General features: G+C 58.9%; 13 protein-coding genes. 6 read left to right on the top strand and 7 right to left on the bottom strand.

Going from position 1 to position 16,491, the window contains the following annotated elements:
- Window positions 1–236: 236 nt before the first annotated feature.
- Complete coding sequence (locus tag HGI47_RS16780) at window positions 237–1,697, top strand: porin (protein ID WP_168853929.1); 1,461 nt, start codon at window positions 237–239, stop codon at window positions 1,695–1,697.
- A gap of 10 nt (window positions 1,698–1,707) precedes the next feature.
- Here the strand turns inward: HGI47_RS16780 and HGI47_RS16775 are convergent, their stop codons facing one another.
- Complete coding sequence (locus HGI47_RS16775) at window positions 1,708–2,778, bottom strand: hypothetical protein (protein WP_168853928.1); 1,071 nt, start codon at window positions 2,776–2,778, stop codon at window positions 1,708–1,710.
- A gap of 236 nt (window positions 2,779–3,014) precedes the next feature.
- Here HGI47_RS16775 and HGI47_RS16770 point away from each other — a divergent pair, with 236 nt between their 5' ends.
- Complete coding sequence (locus HGI47_RS16770; RefSeq protein WP_168853927.1) at window positions 3,015–3,392, top strand: glycine zipper 2TM domain-containing protein; 378 nt, start codon at window positions 3,015–3,017, stop codon at window positions 3,390–3,392.
- A gap of 67 nt (window positions 3,393–3,459) precedes the next feature.
- On the opposite strand, the gene HGI47_RS16765 is transcribed toward HGI47_RS16770, so the two are convergent.
- Window positions 3,460–5,508 (bottom strand): S46 family peptidase, encoded by a 2,049-nt coding sequence (locus tag HGI47_RS16765; RefSeq protein ID WP_168853926.1) that lies wholly within the window; start codon window positions 5,506–5,508, stop codon window positions 3,460–3,462.
- A gap of 152 nt (window positions 5,509–5,660) precedes the next feature.
- On the opposite strand from HGI47_RS16765, the gene HGI47_RS16760 reads away from it, so the two are divergent.
- From HGI47_RS16760 to HGI47_RS16750, 3 genes are all read left to right on the top strand, one after another.
- Complete coding sequence (locus HGI47_RS16760; RefSeq protein WP_168853925.1) at window positions 5,661–6,935, top strand: cyclopropane-fatty-acyl-phospholipid synthase family protein; 1,275 nt, start codon at window positions 5,661–5,663, stop codon at window positions 6,933–6,935.
- A gap of 122 nt (window positions 6,936–7,057) precedes the next feature.
- On the top strand, window positions 7,058–8,407 hold the full coding sequence (locus HGI47_RS16755; protein WP_168853924.1) for an aldehyde dehydrogenase family protein: 1,350 nt from the start codon (window positions 7,058–7,060) through the stop codon (window positions 8,405–8,407).
- Window positions 8,408–8,561: 154 nt separating this feature from the next.
- A complete protein-coding gene (locus HGI47_RS16750) occupies window positions 8,562–9,545 on the top strand; it encodes a phytanoyl-CoA dioxygenase family protein (RefSeq protein ID WP_168853923.1) in 984 nt (327 codons plus the stop codon).
- 30 nt (window positions 9,546–9,575) lie between these two features.
- Here HGI47_RS16750 and HGI47_RS16745 read toward each other — a convergent pair whose 3' ends face one another.
- On the bottom strand, window positions 9,576–10,310 hold the full coding sequence (locus tag HGI47_RS16745) for a class I SAM-dependent methyltransferase (protein WP_370521776.1): 735 nt from the start codon (window positions 10,308–10,310) through the stop codon (window positions 9,576–9,578).
- A gap of 236 nt (window positions 10,311–10,546) precedes the next feature.
- On the opposite strand from HGI47_RS16745, the gene HGI47_RS16740 reads away from it, so the two are divergent.
- On the top strand, window positions 10,547–11,761 hold the full coding sequence (locus HGI47_RS16740; RefSeq protein WP_168853921.1) for an argininosuccinate synthase: 1,215 nt from the start codon (window positions 10,547–10,549) through the stop codon (window positions 11,759–11,761).
- Window positions 11,762–12,598: 837 nt separating this feature from the next.
- Here the strand turns inward: HGI47_RS16740 and HGI47_RS16735 are convergent.
- From HGI47_RS16735 to HGI47_RS16720, 4 genes are all read right to left on the bottom strand, one after another.
- Window positions 12,599–13,021, bottom strand: a complete 423-nt coding sequence (locus tag HGI47_RS16735) for a CHRD domain-containing protein (RefSeq protein ID WP_168853920.1) — start codon at window positions 13,019–13,021, stop codon at window positions 12,599–12,601.
- 103 nt (window positions 13,022–13,124) lie between these two features.
- Window positions 13,125–13,796 (bottom strand): pilus assembly protein TadE, encoded by a 672-nt coding sequence (locus HGI47_RS16730; protein ID WP_240950248.1) that lies wholly within the window; start codon window positions 13,794–13,796, stop codon window positions 13,125–13,127.
- Window positions 13,790–14,335: a TadE/TadG family type IV pilus assembly protein gene (locus HGI47_RS16725; protein WP_370521775.1), complete on the bottom strand. Its 546-nt coding sequence runs from the start codon at window positions 14,333–14,335 to the stop codon at window positions 13,790–13,792. Before HGI47_RS16725 ends, HGI47_RS16730 begins: the two co-directional genes overlap by 7 nt.
- Before the next feature lie 71 nt (window positions 14,336–14,406).
- On the bottom strand, window positions 14,407–16,356 hold the full coding sequence (locus tag HGI47_RS16720) for a TadE/TadG family type IV pilus assembly protein (RefSeq protein WP_168853918.1): 1,950 nt from the start codon (window positions 16,354–16,356) through the stop codon (window positions 14,407–14,409).
- Window positions 16,357–16,491: the final 135 nt, after the last annotated feature.

The raw sequence follows: 16,491 nt of genomic DNA, 5'->3' as shown, positions 1-16,491 counted from the left end.
ACCCCCAGCGTGGAAATCTCTATGAGCCAAAGTCGGAAATTTTCATTTCAAAGACATTTTTCTGACGAATTTTGCGAAACTGTAACGAACAGTTTCTGTATTATTTTCATAGTTTTAGCAATGAATAGCGCCGTCACCACCGCCCGAATGCGTCAACTATCAGTCATATATCTGTCATTTTGGGCGATTAGCGGGCGCGTCAAAGCAGATCGCTGCAGGTTGGAGATTCTCAGGAAATGAACGGCAGGGCTTTCAGGGCGGCACTCGCGACCAGCGTGTTTGTGAGCGCGGCAGGCATTGCGCAGGCTCAGGAAGCACCGCAGGACCAAAGCGCCAAGATCGCTGATCTTCAGCGTCAGGTCGATGAACTGAAAGCAATGGTCCGCGCGATGCAGGTCGCGCAGCAGGGCGCGGCGCAAATGGCAGCGGCCCCTGCCCGTAACGCAGATCCAGCCGCGGTTACCACAACCGGCATGGCCCCTGCCCAGCCTGTGCAACTGGCAGCAACTCCAGCAACCGCTACTGCCCCGGCCGAAAAGAAGAAAAAGGCGTGGTACGAAAAGCTGCAAATCCGCGGCTATACCCAGTTGCGCATGAACGAAATCGTCAGCGGGCCGAAATCGGCTGCGTCGGGCGTATCACGCCTGCGGTCAGTGCAGGACAGCGGCATCAACGAGAATGGCAACTTCTCGATCCGCCGTGCCCGGTTGGTCGTGCAGGGCGATATCTCGGATCGCGTCTCCCTCTATCTGCAGGGCGATCTTGCCTCGTCCGTTGCCAACCAATCAAGCGGCGAATCGCGTCTGAATTATTTCCAGATGCGCGATGCCTATGCGGATGTGTTCCTGAATGATGCCAAGACGCTGCGCGTGCGCTTTGGTCAGTCGAAAGTGCCGTTTGGCTGGGAAAACCTGCAAAGCTCGCAGAACCGCGTGCCGCTCGACCGTACCGATGCCATCAACCAGCCCGTGCCGGGCGAACGCGATCTGGGCGCGGTCGCCTATTTCACGCCGCCAGCGATTCAGGCAATCTGGGACGATCTGGCCAAGGATGGGCAGAAGCTGTTCGGCAACTACGGCGCTCTAGGTTTCGGTATCTACAATGGTCAGACCATCAATCGCACCGAACGCACGGGCGGCCTGATGACGGTCGCGCTGGCCACCATGCCCGTCAGGCTCGATGGCTTGGGCGGCATTTTCGAAGGGCAGGTTGCAGAGTTTGGCGCTTCGGGAATGCTGAACAAGTTCCGGCCCGAACTTCGGAGCGGTGGCGTTTCAACCACCGAGTTCACCGATAATCACGTTGGCATCCATGCCATGATCTACCCTCGCCCCTTCGGCATTCAGGCCGAATGGAAATGGGGCAAAAGCCCGGTGTGGGATCCGGTCGCAGGTGCGATAAAGTCTGGCGATTCAACCGGCGGCTATGTGATGACGATGTACCGGATGCCGCACACGCCCATCGGCCAGATCATTCCTTTCGCGCGATGGCAGAAGTACCGTGGTGGCTGGAAAGCCGCTGCCAACGCGCCGCGCCTCGATGGCGAAGAATATGAAGCGGGCGTAGAATGGCAGCCGATGAAGGAACTCGAAATCGTCCTTAGCTACTCCAACGTCAATAAGTTGGAGGCTGACGAGCGGCGGACCGGACGCGCCAAGGGTGACGTGGTCCGCGCGCAAGTGCAGTGGAACTATTGAGACTCGTCCGTCATCGTGCCGAATAGGCGCTGGACAGGCGGAACATGCCTTGGGCCAGCGCCCCGTTGACATAGCGGACACGGTAGAGCGTTGCGGCGGTGTAGGCGCCGGCCACACGCACCGACAGTTGAGCTGCGCCGCCCGCTACCAACGGGGCCGATGCAATAGGTTGATACGTCGCACCGGTATCCAGCGATTGCTCGATAAACAGTGTGCCGCCAGCATCGGCAAAGGCGGTGGCATTGAAGAAGCAGTTCTGCGCGGATGAATTGGCTCGGCCCGTGCCGGTAAATGTCGCCAGCGATGCCAGTGTGGCGGTGCTATCCGTATAGCCGGTATTGGTGTTGACCGTGCCCGATACGGTGACTGTCCCAGTGACGCCGACAGTCCCGATCGCAGCGTTGCCGCCCGCGAGCGATGTGCCGATCACGTTGAGGGGGCGGCGCTTCAACACCAGTGCAACAGAGACAGTGCCGGACCCGTAAACCGACACGCGCGCACGAACAAAGGCGGCGCTCGATCCGAAGGAGTAGATGCCATTGCTTGTCGACGTGGCCGAGGGCGTGCCCGTGGCGATATTGCTCACCAGCACCGGCAAAGCGAGCCAGGTCGTCCCATCCACGGAATGCTCATAAGTGATCGTGCAGCCCGATCCGCTGCTCAACACCTGAAAAGCGCCCCCGGCATATCCGGTGAGTGCGCTGGAGACGATAATCGCGGCAGCCGTCACGCTTCCTGAAACTACAGGACCATCGGGAACATCATCGATGAAGACATTGCCGATGTGTGCAGAACCGGTCGGCAGTGGTGCGCAAACCACCGGCAGAGGCGATGCATTGGCAACGGACTGGACCGAACCATCAGGCAAGGCAAATGCGGTAGGCCCGGTGACGACCGGCAAAGGCGAACTGCTGCTAACCGTCCGCAATGATCCGTCGGGCAAGGCAAACGCCGTGGCACCAGCGGTAACCGGCAGCGGCTTGTCCACTGCAACCACTTCGGCGGCACCATCAGGCCCGGCGTAAGCAAGCGCGCTGACAGGTGTGTAGCGCGCAGGGAATGTAACTTCAGGGTTCGACATCGATTTCTCCATCGTTTCCGGAACAATCGACCGAGATAGATAACCACAATGGTTCGTGTAGGAAAACGGATTGTTTCCCCTAACATTCAATCACTTGGCCGCGCACATGCGTCGGTTCATCGTGAAATCTGCAATCCAACGGCGCGTTCATCTGGCGTTGTGGATCAAGGCTGGAAGCTCGGCGTTGTCGCATCAAATCCGCTCGTTCGGATCACAGATTTCCAAGGGAGCAATCCATGAAGAAGACGATTTTCGCCGCAGCGCTCGCCGCAATCGCCATTCCCGCCGCCCCGGCATTGGCCGATCCGCCGCGCCACGCACCCGCGCACGGCTATCACAAAGTCAAGCATGACCGCCTGTACGACAGCCGTGGGCGCTACATCGAACCGCGCCGCATTTCGCGCAATGATCAGGTCTGGCGCGGTCGTGACGGTCGCTATTACTGCAAGCGCAACAACGGCACCACCGGGCTGATCATCGGCGGCGCGGGTGGTGCCTTGCTGGGCCGGACCATCGATACGCAGGGCGACCGGACGCTCGGCACGCTGCTTGGCGCTGCCGGTGGCGCACTGCTCGGCCGCGAGATTGAGCGCAGCGGTGGCCGCTGCCGTTAAGTTACAACCAGCCCTTCAAAAAGGGTCGCAACGGAAGGGCGGAGCCGCAAGGCCCCGCCCTTTTTCGTCACTTCGCGCCAAGTTCCTTCACCAGTGCAGGCGCGGGATAGATCACTTCCAGCGCGTGCTGGACTGCTGCTGCACTCACCACCACGGTGCGATTGATCTCGCCCTGATAGCCATAATTGCCACCCAGCGAATGAATGTTCCCGTCGAAGGCCGCGCCGATTACCGTGCCTGCCTTGTCAATCACCGGCGATCCCGAATTGCCGCCGATGATATCGTTGGTGGTCACGAAGTCATAGGGAACCGACTTGTCGATCTTCGCCGCATTGGCCTCGAAACCCTTTGCCAGATCGAAAGGTTCAGCCCCGGTCGCCCGCTCGAACGCGCCGCCCAGCGTGGTCACCGGATTCACGTCCTGCCCGCGCTCCTTCCAGCCTTGCACCTTGCCATAGCTGATGCGCAGCGTGAACGTGGCGTCAGGATAAACCTTGTCGCCATAAGCCATGAACCGCGCATCGGCGAGCTTCGCCCCCGCTTCGGCCAGAGGCCCCGTGTAACGTTCATCGACCAGCTTCTTCAGCTCCCGCTCCCGCGCATCGATCTTGCGCGCGAAAACGATCAACGGGTCGGTCGACGCCTCAATTGCTTTCTCGCCACCGTCCCACAAAGCCTTGCGCACTGCCGGATCGGATAGCGTAGAACCGCCGACCAGCTTCTCCGCCAGCCCTTCAGGGGATTCCCTGCCCAGCAGCAGCTTCGTGTCCGCATCGTCCGCGCCCAGATATTCGCGCGCTTTCGAAAGGCTCCACGTCATCATCAGTTGCTCAAGCCACGGGTAGACCGGTGCCTGATCCAGCAGCGTCTTCTCGGTGAGTTCCAGAGCGCTGTCGGTGTAGCCCGGAAGGCGTTGTTCGTTCGGCTTCGCGCGCTCCTCCGCCGCTTGTACCAGCGTCAGCGCCTGTTCCATAAGCGTGCAAGAAGGAACGATGAACCGCCAGGGGACATAGACATCGCGGTACGCCTTCACCGCCGTGGCCGTATCAGCCCACGGATCACCGATCCCCGGCTTACCCAGCGTCTTGCCCTTCAGATCGGCCTCGGCATCGGCGAGCATCTTGACGAACGTGGGATCGTTCAGCGCCTGCTGCCGCCCGATGTAAACCTTCAGGCTGTTCTCGATCCCGAACAACTGGTCCGCGCCTTCGCGCTTAGCCTGCGCACTTTGCGCCATCGCCGTGATCAGCCGCCCGCGCAGTTCGGACAGGATCGTGTTGGTCAGAGGCAGCGAAACCTCGCGCTGAAAGGCAAGCTGCTCGCCCGTGATCAAGCGCTGGGTCGAACCGGGATTGCCCACCACGAACGTCGCCTCACCCGCCTTTGGCGCGCGCGGGTTCCATTTCAGGAACGACTTCACCTTTACCGGCTTGCCATTCTCGTATGCCCGCAAAAATGCCGCATCAAGGGCATAGCGCGGAAAGTTGAAGTTGTCGGGATCACCCCCGAAAAACGCTGCCTGAAATTCCGGCGCCCATGCAAGCCGCACGTCGGAATACTTGCGGTAGGTATAAAGCTTGTATTGCCCGCCGCCGAACAGCGTCACCACCTGGCACCGGTTGGTTTTGGCGTCTTTGCAGCCATCCTTTTCGATCCGGGCAACTTCCGCATCGCGCGCCTTGACCAGTGCCTCGCCCGTCAATGATCCGATTGCCACCTTAACCCGCTGCGTCACATCGGTGATCGCTGTCACCACTTCAGCCTGCTGGCCGGGGCATTTCAGTTCCTCTTCGCGCCGCGCCGGGACGAAGCCCTGCTTCAGCAGATCGCGCTGGTCGGTGGAGTTGTCCTGCGCGCATTCCACCACACAGTGATGGTTGGTCAGGATCAATCCTTCGGGAGAGACAAAACTGGCAGAACATCCCCCCGTAAGGCGCACCGCCGCTGCCTGCACCCTTCCCAGCCACTGCCCGTCCGGTGCCCAGCCATAATCGGCCTGCATTTTCGCGGCGGGAAAAGCATCGAACGTCCACATGCCTTCATCGGCAAATGCGGGAGCGGCGTGAAGCGCCAGCGAAGCAATCGCGGCAGAAGCGAAGAAGCGGAACGTATGCATGGCAGGAGTCCAGACGGTTTCAGTTGCAATCACCCCATCTGGCACAGGACGCCGCCGCTTGAAAGATACAACGTTACACTCCGCGCCCTTTCGACACCATACAGCAACCAATTAATCCTTGCGACAGAATGCCCTTGGCATAATCTTGCCCCATGTGGTTGCTCGACAAAATGCTCACCCGGCTGATCCGCAAGGGCCGCCTGATCATCATCGACCATGACGGCAAGGAATACGCCTATGGCGACGCAACATCCCAGCCGCTGACCATCCGCTTCACCGACAAGGGCGCAGCGATGCACATCGCCAAAGACCCGCGCCTCGGTGCGGGCGAGGCTTACATGGACGGCCGCATGGTCGTGGAACCACCCCACGACATTCGCGATTTCGTGCTGTTCGTGATGGGCAACGCCAGCAACGCGGGCGGCATCGATCGCAAGGGGCCATTGCGCAAACTGGCCAGCAAAGCGCTGTCCCGCATAGACCAGATCAACGAACGCGCCCGCGCATCAAAGAACGTCGTCCACCACTATGATCTGACCCGCCAGTTCTACGAGCTCTTTCTCGATGAAGACCGGCAATACACGATGGCCTATTTCCGCGATCCATCAAACTCACTGGAACGCGCGCAGGTAGACAAAAAGGCCCTCATTGCCTCGAAGCTGCGTCTAACCCCCGGCGAAAGCACCGGAATGCGCGTTCTCGACATCGGCTGCGGCTGGGGTGGCCTTGGGCTTTACCTGAACCGTCATTATGGCTGCGAAGTGCTGGGCGTATCCCTCGCCCCCGATCAGGTCCGCTTCGCTAACGAACGCGCGCAGGCCGCAGGCGTGGCCGACAAGGTGAAGTTCCAACTCGTTGACTACCGCGATGTTCAGGGCCGGTTCGACCGCATCACCAGCGTCGGCATGATCGAACATGTCGGCGCACCCAATTTCGGGGAATATTTCGCCAAGACCAACGACCTGCTCGATCCCGACGGCATCATGCTCACCCACACCATCGGTCGCAAAGGCGCGCCGGGCACGACCGATAAGTGGACGCGCAAATACATCTTCCCCGGTGGTTATATCCCGGCGATGAGCGAACTCGTTTCCGCACTGGAGAAAACCGGCTGGGAAGTGGGCGATATCGAAGTGCTTCGCTATCACTACGCCTGCACTCTGGCCGAATGGTATCGCCGCGCCACCCTGCACCGTGATGAAATCATTGCGCTCTATGACGAACGCCTGTTCCGCATGTGGCAATTCTATCTGGCAGGTGCCGAACAGAGCTTTCGCCACGGCAGCATGGTCAACTTCCATATCCAGAGTGTAAAGCGCCGCAGCGCCCTGCCCATGACGCGCGACTACATGCAGCAGGAATGGGCAAGGCTGGCCGAACTGGACGAAGCGCCGGAATGGCATCTGGAACGGAAAGCGGCGGAGTAGCCCGCCACACCGGCATTCCACGCAGCGGAAAGCCAATCGTACTGCTGCACTCACCGTTGCCATCCCGCATTGCAGTCGTTAGTTACACTAACGAACAAGCCGTGATGCAGGATGCCCGACCAATGACCACCGCCGTACCCACCGCCGCAGACCTTTCCGCCGATATCACTCGCGTGTTCGCGCTCCAGCAGGCGCATATGTGGGAAGCCAAGGCTTCGTCCGCTGACGAGCGCAAGGAAAAGCTCGCCCGGCTGAAAGCGGCGGTAGAGGCGCACGCCGATGATATCGTCGCTGCCGTTCTTGAAGATACGCGCAAGCCGGTGGGCGAAATCCGCGTGACCGAAGTGCTGAACGTCATCGGCAACGTGCAGCGCAATATCGACAATCTCGATGAATGGATGAAGCCGGTCGAGGTTGCCACTTCGATGAACCCGGCCGACCGCGCGCAAATCATCCACGAAGCGCGCGGTGTCTGCTTGATCCTTGGGCCGTGGAACTTCCCGCTTGGTCTGGCGCTTGGGCCGGTGGCAGCCGCCGTCGCGGCGGGCAACACCTGCATCGTCAAGCTCACCGATCTGTGCCCTGCAACCGCCCGGATCGCTTCGGTCATCATTAAGGAAGCCTTCGATGAAAAGGACGTTGCCCTGTTCGAAGGGGACGTTTCGGTGGCAACCGCACTGCTTGACCTGCCCTTCAACCACATCTTCTTCACCGGCAGTCCGCGGGTGGGCAAGATCGTGATGAGCGCCGCGGCCAAGCATCTTACCAGCGTAACGCTGGAACTAGGCGGCAAATCGCCCGTGATCGTCGACGACAGTGCCGATATCGATCAGGTCGCTGCACAGCTTGCCTCTGCAAAGCAGTTCAACGGCGGTCAGGCCTGCATCAGCCCGGACTATGTTTTCGTGAAGGAAGACAAGAAGGCTGCGCTGGTCGAAGGTTTCCGCACGAACGTGCAGAAGAACCTTTATGACGAAGCAGGCCAGATCAAGAAGGAAGGCATCGCGCAGATCGTCAACAAGGCCAACTTCGACCGCGTGAAGGCGATGTTCGACGATGCGGTGGCCAAGGGCGCCACTGTGGCAGCGGGCGGCACATTCGATGCCGAAGACCTGACCGTGCATCCCACGATGCTGACGGATGTCACCCCGCAGATGACCATCCTTCAGGACGAGATTTTTGCGCCAGTCATCCCCGTGATGACCTATGAATCGCTCGATCAGGCCATCGGATACATCGAGGCGCGCGACAAGCCACTGGCGCTCTATGTCTACAGCAAGGACGAAGCGAACGTCGAAAAGGTGCTGTCACGCACCTCGTCGGGCGGCGTTACGGTAAATGGCGTTTTCTCACACTATCTTGAAAACAACCTGCCCTTCGGCGGCGTAAACACCAGCGGCATGGGTAGCTATCACGGCGTCTTCGGCTTCAAGTGCTTCAGCCACGAACGCGCGGTCTATCGGCACGTTTGAAGCACCCGGCAGCGCTCCCTCTGCCACATGGGTTCGATGCTGGCACTTGTCAGCACATTGGCCTGCTCCTACCGCATGTCGTGCAATGCGGTAGGCAAGCACCCTGCGCAGGTGATACCCTTGCCCCGTCACGTATCAAGAGCAGCACGCACAGATGAAGCCCGAACATCCGATTTTCCCAGGCGTTCCGTTAGTGGAATCACCGATTTTCTCTGCCGAAATCGACAGAATGCAGCTTGATGACCGGGAAAAGGAAATCGCAATAGCGCTGAATCGTGATGGCTATGTCGTCATTGATTTCCCGGACCCGGACCTTGACGGACGAATAGACAGAATCCGGGCAGATCTTGCCCCGCAACTCGGAATTGACGATTCCGATCATAGCAGCATCAAGCAAGGCGGCATCGGAAGGATTCAGGATGCCTGGAAAACGCAGCCAGACGTCAAGGCCATTGCTGCAAATCCGGTCATCCTCGATCTGCTGTCACGGCTTTACGGACGGTCTGCCTTTCCCTTTCAAACGCTGAATTTCCCGGTCGGCACCCAGCAGGACTTGCACACCGACAGCGTCCACTTCTCCAGCGTTCCGCCGCGCTTCATGTGCGGCGTCTGGCTGGCAATGGAAGATATCCACGATGATGCAGGGCCGCTCAACTACGTTCCGGGGTCTCACAAATGGCCGATGATGGACAACTGCATGATCGGGCGCAGAGGCGCCGATTCCCGTCCTGAATCTGCCCAGTTGCCATTTCATGATGCCTGGGCAGCCCTGATCTCTGTACAGAACGCGCCAACTGAGCGGTTCCTTGCCCGCAAGGGACAGGCGCTCATCTGGTGCGCCAACCTCCTGCACGGCGGCAGCGTGCAAACCGACCCGCGGCGCACCCGCTGGTCGCAGGTGACGCATTACTACTTCGATGATTGTGTGTACTACACGCCGGCCCATTCGGACGAATACCTCGGCCGACTGGATCTTCGGCAAATCGTCAGCATTGCCGACATGACGTCGAAGCCGAACATCTATCAGGGGGCCGCAGTCTCCGATCCAAAATCCGTCCGACCGCCACTACGCAATGCTCTCCCCCATCGCCTCAGGCGCGGCATCACGGGTCTGATATCAAGAATTACAGGCGGCTAGCGCTAAGGCGAAAGAGTCAGGATCGGCTTCCTAGCCTTTCGCCAAAATTGCCAAAGACTGCCAGAATGGGGGATGATGGGCGTCATCGTCCCCATTCGTGAAGCGCGCGGTCGAAAACCCCGCATCACGCGCAAATCGGGTAATCCAATCCCGATGAAGAAACGCGTCCAACTGCTCAGGCCGCTCACCGTTTCGCAGCTTTCTCAAACCTGCCTGCCAGACATGATCATGGGCGCGATCCTCAAGCTCCAAGAAAGAAAAGATCATCTTCCCACCTGGCTTCAGCGCCCGATAGGCATCAAGGAGATAAAGATAAGATTCCCCTGGAAATAGATGGGTGAACAGCGACCAGTGAAAGACGATATCCAGCGATTCATCATTGGCCGATATCGTGCGTTCATAGTTCAGGACAGTCCGGTAATCAGGGCATGTCCTCGCTATCTCCGCCAATAACTCGGGAACTACATCCGCCCCGGTGTAGTGCCCCTGCCAGCCTGACCGTTGAAGCGCTTGGGCTGTGCGCCCACAGCCACAACCAAGGTCATAGATGGCCATTCCATTCTCGAGCCCATGATGCCGCAAAACCGCTACATGGCCGTCACCTTGCGCCATGAAATCTTCGAGCGTGGGCGCCCCGATGGATTGCGCTAGTGCCAAGGCTCGCTCATGCGGCATTGCCTTCAACTTCAATCGCACCAACGCCTGATAGTCGCGGATCGAGTGGCCCAATTCAGGCACTGGGCCTCGCCTCTTCCAGAACTTCACTCCTACCTCCCCGACTGCGACTGAGCGAATACCCGCACCGTCGGCGCATGGCATTGCGTCAAGTGCGTCGAAGCTAGCGGAGCAACATCGGCAAAAGCAAGGTCTGCAAAGTTTCGCGCAGATGCCGCAGGATGCTGTGCTCAGTACGCTCCACCGCATGGACGTACGATTGCTTGCGGTGCGCCCCCCTGCCTGTTAGGCGCGCGGCGCGTGTTTTATGGGGAGTCGCTCCGCTCATGTCCGATATCAAGAAGGTCGTTCTCGCCTACTCAGGCGGCCTCGACACCTCCGTCATCCTCAAGTGGCTGCAAGTCACCTACAACTGCGAAGTGGTAACCTTCACAGCCGATCTCGGTCAGGGTGAGGAACTGGAGCCTGCGCGCGCCAAGGCCAAACTGATGGGCGTGCCCGATCAGAACATCTATATCGACGATCTGCGCGAAGAATTCGTGCGCGATTTCGTGTTCCCGATGATGCGCGCCAATGCCCGCTACGAAGGCGATTATCTGCTCGGCACCTCCATCGCGCGCCCTCTCATTTCAAAGCGCCTGATCGAAATCGCGCGTGAAACCGGGGCCGATGCCGTTTCGCATGGCGCGACCGGCAAGGGCAACGATCAGGTCCGCTTCGAACTTGGCGCCTATGCCCTCGAACCCGGCATCAAGGTGATCGCGCCGTGGCGCGAATGGGATCTGACCAGCCGCACGGCGCTGATCGCGTGGGCCGAACAGCACCAGATTCCGGTCCCCAAGGACAAGCGCGGCGAAAGCCCGTTCTCGACCGACGCCAACCTGCTGCACACCTCTTCCGAAGGTAAAGTGCTGGAAGATCCGTGGGAAGAAACCCCGGATTACGTCTATTCGCGCACGGTCAACCCGGAAGACGCCCCCGACGCGCCGGAATACATCACCATCGATTTCGAAAAGGGTGATGGCATCGCGCTCAACGGCGAAGCGATGTCGCCCGCCACGCTGCTCGCCGCGCTCAACGATCTGGGGCGCAAACACGGGATCGGGCGCCTCGATCTCGTCGAAAACCGCTTCGTCGGCATGAAGAGCCGCGGCATGTACGAAACGCCGGGCGGCGAAATCTATGCGCGCGCCCATCGCGGCATCGAAAGCATCACGCTCGATCGCGGCGCAGCCCATCTCAAGGATGAGCTGATGCCGAAGTATGCGGAACTGATTTATAACGGTTTCTGGTTCAGCCCGGAGCGCGAAATGCTGCAGGCGGCGATCGATCACAGCCAGGCGCGCGTGAATGGTACGGTGCGGCTCAAGCTCTACAAGGGCGGCGCATATGTCGTAGGCCGCAAGTCGCCGGATAGCCTCTATTCCGAGCGGCACGTCACGTTCGAAGACGATGCGGGTGCTTACGATCAGAAGGACGCGGCGGGCTTTATCAAGCTCAACGCCCTTCGCCTGCGTTTGCTGGCACAGCGCGGTCGTTAAGCGCGGCTTAGGTGCACCTAGGTGCATCTAGGTGCAGTTCAGAAACTATCCACCGAAAGGTGCGGGGGTTGTGGATAACTCCCGCATTTTTTGCTTGCGCGACTCACTTATGAAGCGCAGCTTTTGCCTGTCGAGATTGTGGAAAACTCCGAAAATCTGGATTTAATTATCTGATTTTCAAAGGAATTACACATACCGATGCGAACAGGAATAGTTTGCAGCGTAACCAACCGTCAGATACCTTCGGGTTGATCTGTGGATGTGCAAAACTGTGAATGTCATGTTCGGAAGCGGGGTGTCAGTCGGCACCTTTTCAGATGTACGAAGCGCGGCGAAGACCTCGGCCTCCGGGATCTGGTGTTGGCGCGGAAGCAGCAAAGGAAAGATGACGACAGATATTCCATCCCTTCGTTACGGAAATTCGTCCGACCGTGTGCGAGCACGAACGGGAGCGAGGCCGAGGAGCGAAGGCAACGTCCAGTAACGGCTTTTGATGACCGCTTGAAAGAGCAGTCAAAAGCAGTCGCGGCAATGCAGAGCAGAGCAAGCCTTAGAGCCTGCTGGCGATGTGATCATGCGAACAGGCGGAGAGCGGCGCGAACCGGGCAAACGCACGGATCGGCAGCAGCCCAGGGGCTTCGCGCCCCGAACGGCATCCGAACGAACGCCATGAACATCGAACGCTTGGCAGAACAATGGCTGAACGCCTGAAGCCAACCGGAAACGGTGAGCGAAGGCCAAGGCAGCCGGAGCAAACGCGCTGTAATAAAGGCACGAAACTGACGTAGAGTGGGGGCCGGCAGCGATGCTGGCCCCCATTTACTGTGCGTATCGCGGTTACTTCACCTCAAGCTGCCCCCGCACCGCGCCCTTGGGAAAATCGACGGTGTGGACGTTGACGTAATAGTCCTGTGGGGCGGCGATGATCTTCTTGACCAGTTCCGGCTCCATCGCGATGCAGCTATCGCTGTCCTTGCCGGTGACCTCTAGTGTCGCCACCGGCTTTCCATCGGCTCCGGCAGCACCTTCGTGAACGTGCGCCATTGTTGGCTTTGTGGTGTTTTCGGCCCATAGCGTAAAGCAGAAGTCGCCGGTTTCGTCGTCAGCTTCGGCTTTGAACCCGCCGGTGCCATCCGCATCACCGCCTCCGGTTTCCGCCGGGCCAGTCAGCGCCGCCGTTAGCGTAACAGGCTTTGCCTGCGCGTGTGGAGCGATCAGCACAAATGCTGCCGCTGCGAGCGTGGGAATTATCTTCCTCATCGAACCATCTCCCTGTTCGGCCCGGAGTCGGCACGAAAGCCGATCCGCCACCGCCAGTCTATCCCAGCCTTGCGCACAAATGAATTGATGGTGCGCAATCAGATCATGTGCAGGGATACGTGCCGCCGGTGCCAGTCACACCCGGTGTCAGATTGCGCTGGTCACGGATCATGAACGCCCCTTCCTTGCGCAAGGTGCGATTGCTGACATAGGTGTTCCCGAACAGTCCCTGATAGCGGTAATACACCTCGACAAACATCACGGCCGAATTCGCAGCGGCGGTAACTTTCGTCGGACCATCGCCCATTCCTGGCAGAACCGGCCCCGTCAGGCCATTCTTATCGGTAGCGTTGCCATAGGCGCTTTGGCGGCTGAGATTGCCGTAGCACCTTTGCCAATGGATGTACTGCTTGCCTGTGGTCGCATCACGTTCAAGACTGGACAGAATGATCCGCCCGTTCGCCTGAAATTCAAGACCTGTCGCCTGTTCCTGCGCACCGCGCATGACCTCGTTGATGTCCGTCTCACTCACCGTAGGCGTGATCACGCTGTTGTCAGTCTGGCCGATACGTGAGGCGTTATCCGCAAGCGACAGCGCAATCTCACTCATCTTCATATCGATGGTGGTGAGGTAGGCAACCTCCGCACCATAAAGCGCCACGCCGAGGATGAAGGGCGCGACAATCGCCATTTCGACAACCGAAACGCCTGACGTGTCGCTCGCCAGTCGGTTGATCAGCGGCCATTTCTTCGGCGCAGTTTTCATCGTCAGCATGTTCTCACCTGCGACGAATAGCTGCCGGTCTGCAGCGCAAAGGGCTGGTTGCGCTTCACGGCAGTCGATGTGATCTCGCGCCGCGACCAGTCGAGCGGCACCAGCGGCACCTGAAAAGTCGGTTCGTAGGCTACGGTGACGGTATAAACGATAACATCGTTCGCACCACCGTTGCCATCCTTGCCAAGGTCTTCGTCCCAGCGCTGATTGCCATTGGAATCGGTGTAGGATTCACCGGTCGAGCATTCTCCATCGCCGTTCGTGTCGTTCAGCTTCTCACCCTTGTTCGCGTTCACGAAATCGAAGTAGCTCTTGCGGGTCGAAGACACGGTTGCACCCGGCAGGACCTTCTTGATCACGTTTTCGACGCGACTGTCAGCCAGGCCGATATCCCCTGTTTCAAGCGATGAGTCGCGCGCTGCCTTCTCCACTGCCCCGTCGAGCACGCCTTTGGCGTAGACCATTTGCCCCACATCAAGGCATCCGATCACCATCATGAGGAACACCGGTGCAACGATCGCGAATTCGATCGTTGTCACACCCCGGCGGTCAACCGACAGTCCTCGCAGTCGCCTGATGCGAACCGGGGAGAGAACACGCAGCCCGCGCATCACTGATAGACCCGCAGCTCGCCAACGCTCTTGGCGATTTCCTGAAACTTCTCGTTCAGTTCGGTGGCGTTGGTAGCCAGAAACGCACTGTTGCTGGACGCGCAGCCAGAGAGATCAGTGGTCAACGACGATGCAAAGGCGATCACCCAGACGCGGAACCCTTTGGCCTTGGCCACCTCGCACATCGTGCGAAAGCGCGTGGTATGGCGCGAAGCCTGATTGGAATAGCCGTCTGTCGTGATGCGGCGGTCGTGCCATTCCAGACCATAGGTTGACTGGATGGAATAGCTAGGCGCCATTTCCCCGTCGGTCATGAAGATGATGTGCCGCGATACCTTGCCGCCGTTGGACGGAGCGATGTTGACAGTGTTCTGCCACGGGCCTTCAGGCGAGCTTAGACGCAGCCCCCAGATCATGCCGAGATCGTGATAGGTCGATCCCGCTGCCGTCAGCGAATCCGCATAACTGTTGAACTCCGACTGGGTCATCGAGTTGAGCAGCCGAGCCTGCTGCGGACAATAGGAGTTTGCTTTGCCGCCACGGGTCGTTTCAGCCGAGCTGGTCAGATTTCCAGAGCTGTTGAGGCGATAGTACGCAAGTTCTGGCCACATCGGTGCCCACTTCGAACTTTCGGTATCGACGTCCGGAGCCGAATCGATATCGAGATCTTGCGCGTCCTTTGGCGTGATCTTGACTCGGTTATTGGAGTCGATGATGTAACTGAATGTGCTGTCTGCCTCGGTTTCACGTTCTTCGATGCAGCCAGCCCACGTGTAGCTGATCGCAGCACCGTTGGTACCATTTTGGACCGTTGCGGCGGTGAATGTCTTGTAGACACTGGTGTCGTAGGTCACTCGCTTGTAAGCCCAGCGGCTAAATTCCTGCCGAGTACGGGTTTCGTAGACCGGATCTGAGGTGGCGTAGCTGTAGGTGTAATAAGTTCGCGTTACCGGGTATGAAAAGATGCGCCAGCGGTTGCTTACACGCTGGCAAGTGTAGCGGGTGCGGCTTTGCGGCTGGTCAGTACGGGTGGTTGTGACCTGCTGACCATTTCCGTTGGTTGTCGTGGTGGTGGTGGTTGTTGAGCTGCCATTGTTTGCCCAAGCCGTGTCAGACGGCCGCGCAGCATTGCAGTTGTTCTGCGATGTGTAATTGGTGGTGCTATATTGCGTTGTGTTACCATTGCTTTCCGTGCTGTAATCTTCAGCACTGGAATAAACAGGCGTGTTCCACCCCACGAATACCTGTTCGGTGATCGTGTTGAACACAGGTTCGCGCGATTGGATCGACCAACTGTCGACCAGATAATCTGGATCCAGATTGTAGATCAAGCGCCCCACATTGACCGACGAACTGTAGGGCACAAACGAATAGCGGATGCGCGCGTTCGAACTGGTCGTGGCGGTGGCGACCGTCGTGTAGAAATTCTTCATCGCGCGGCGCAGCGCCTGAATGCGCGTTTCACCTGTGTTGCCGAGCTGTTCGTCCATCGATCCGGTAGTATCGAGCACCATCGTGATGTCGCTGTTGCCCACGCCCATCGTGGCCTTGCACGACACCGAAATGTCGATGGTGTCATAACCCAGCAGGCTCATGACCGCGGTTTCGACCTTGGTGGTCGCCACGCCTTCGATCATGTTGCCGCTGTCGGCAGAGGCGGTCGAGAATGTCGTATCGGTCGCGCCAATGTCGGCTTCGACGAAGTTGGTGTTGAAATAGGTGGCGGCCTGCGCCTTCTCGGCATTCTGATAGCCGTTCGTCGTCACGGCGCGACGACCGGCCAGCGTTCCGGCGTCACACGCCGATTGCAGCCGGTTGCGCGCCTTGTAGACGCGATTGATATCAAGCCCGCCACCGATCAGGGCGATGATCACGGGCACGCTCACCGCGGCGATCGGCAGAACGCTGCCGCTCGTGCTGGTCCGAAGACGTGTTAGAATCCCTGACATCTCGCTCAGTCTGCCTTCTGGTACTGACAACTGTGCCAGAAGCGACCCTAGCGGTTTCCAGAGTCCTAATGTTATATAAAATTCACTTAAATGTCATTTATTTTTAATACGCAGAATTGCTAACGTCCCAGCTTC

The organism is Novosphingobium sp. ERN07 (genome assembly GCF_012641335.1).
Classification (GTDB): domain Bacteria; phylum Pseudomonadota; class Alphaproteobacteria; order Sphingomonadales; family Sphingomonadaceae; genus Novosphingobium.
Note: the sequence above shows the minus strand (reverse complement) of the source record. Positions and strands in the feature narration are given on the sequence as shown.

Bases quoted from the DNA above. Each gene is read 5' to 3' on its own strand.
- HGI47_RS16780 (WP_168853929.1), top strand. From the start codon at position 237: ATGAACGGCAGGGCTTTCAGGGCGGCACTCGCGACCAGCGTGTTTGTG.
- HGI47_RS16775 (WP_168853928.1), bottom strand. From the start codon at position 2,778: ATGTCGAACCCTGAAGTTACATTCCCTGCGCGCTACACACCTGTCAGC.
- HGI47_RS16770 (WP_168853927.1), top strand. From the start codon at position 3,015: ATGAAGAAGACGATTTTCGCCGCAGCGCTCGCCGCAATCGCCATTCCC.
- HGI47_RS16765 (WP_168853926.1), bottom strand. From the start codon at position 5,508: ATGCATACGTTCCGCTTCTTCGCTTCTGCCGCGATTGCTTCGCTGGCG.
- HGI47_RS16760 (WP_168853925.1), top strand. From the start codon at position 5,661: ATGTGGTTGCTCGACAAAATGCTCACCCGGCTGATCCGCAAGGGCCGC.
- HGI47_RS16755 (WP_168853924.1), top strand. From the start codon at position 7,058: ATGACCACCGCCGTACCCACCGCCGCAGACCTTTCCGCCGATATCACT.
- HGI47_RS16750 (WP_168853923.1), top strand. From the start codon at position 8,562: ATGAAGCCCGAACATCCGATTTTCCCAGGCGTTCCGTTAGTGGAATCA.
- HGI47_RS16740 (WP_168853921.1), top strand. From the start codon at position 10,547: ATGTCCGATATCAAGAAGGTCGTTCTCGCCTACTCAGGCGGCCTCGAC.
- HGI47_RS16735 (WP_168853920.1), bottom strand. From the start codon at position 13,021: ATGAGGAAGATAATTCCCACGCTCGCAGCGGCAGCATTTGTGCTGATC.
- HGI47_RS16730 (WP_240950248.1), bottom strand. From the start codon at position 13,796: ATGCTGACGATGAAAACTGCGCCGAAGAAATGGCCGCTGATCAACCGA.
- HGI47_RS16720 (WP_168853918.1), bottom strand. From the start codon at position 16,356: ATGTCAGGGATTCTAACACGTCTTCGGACCAGCACGAGCGGCAGCGTT.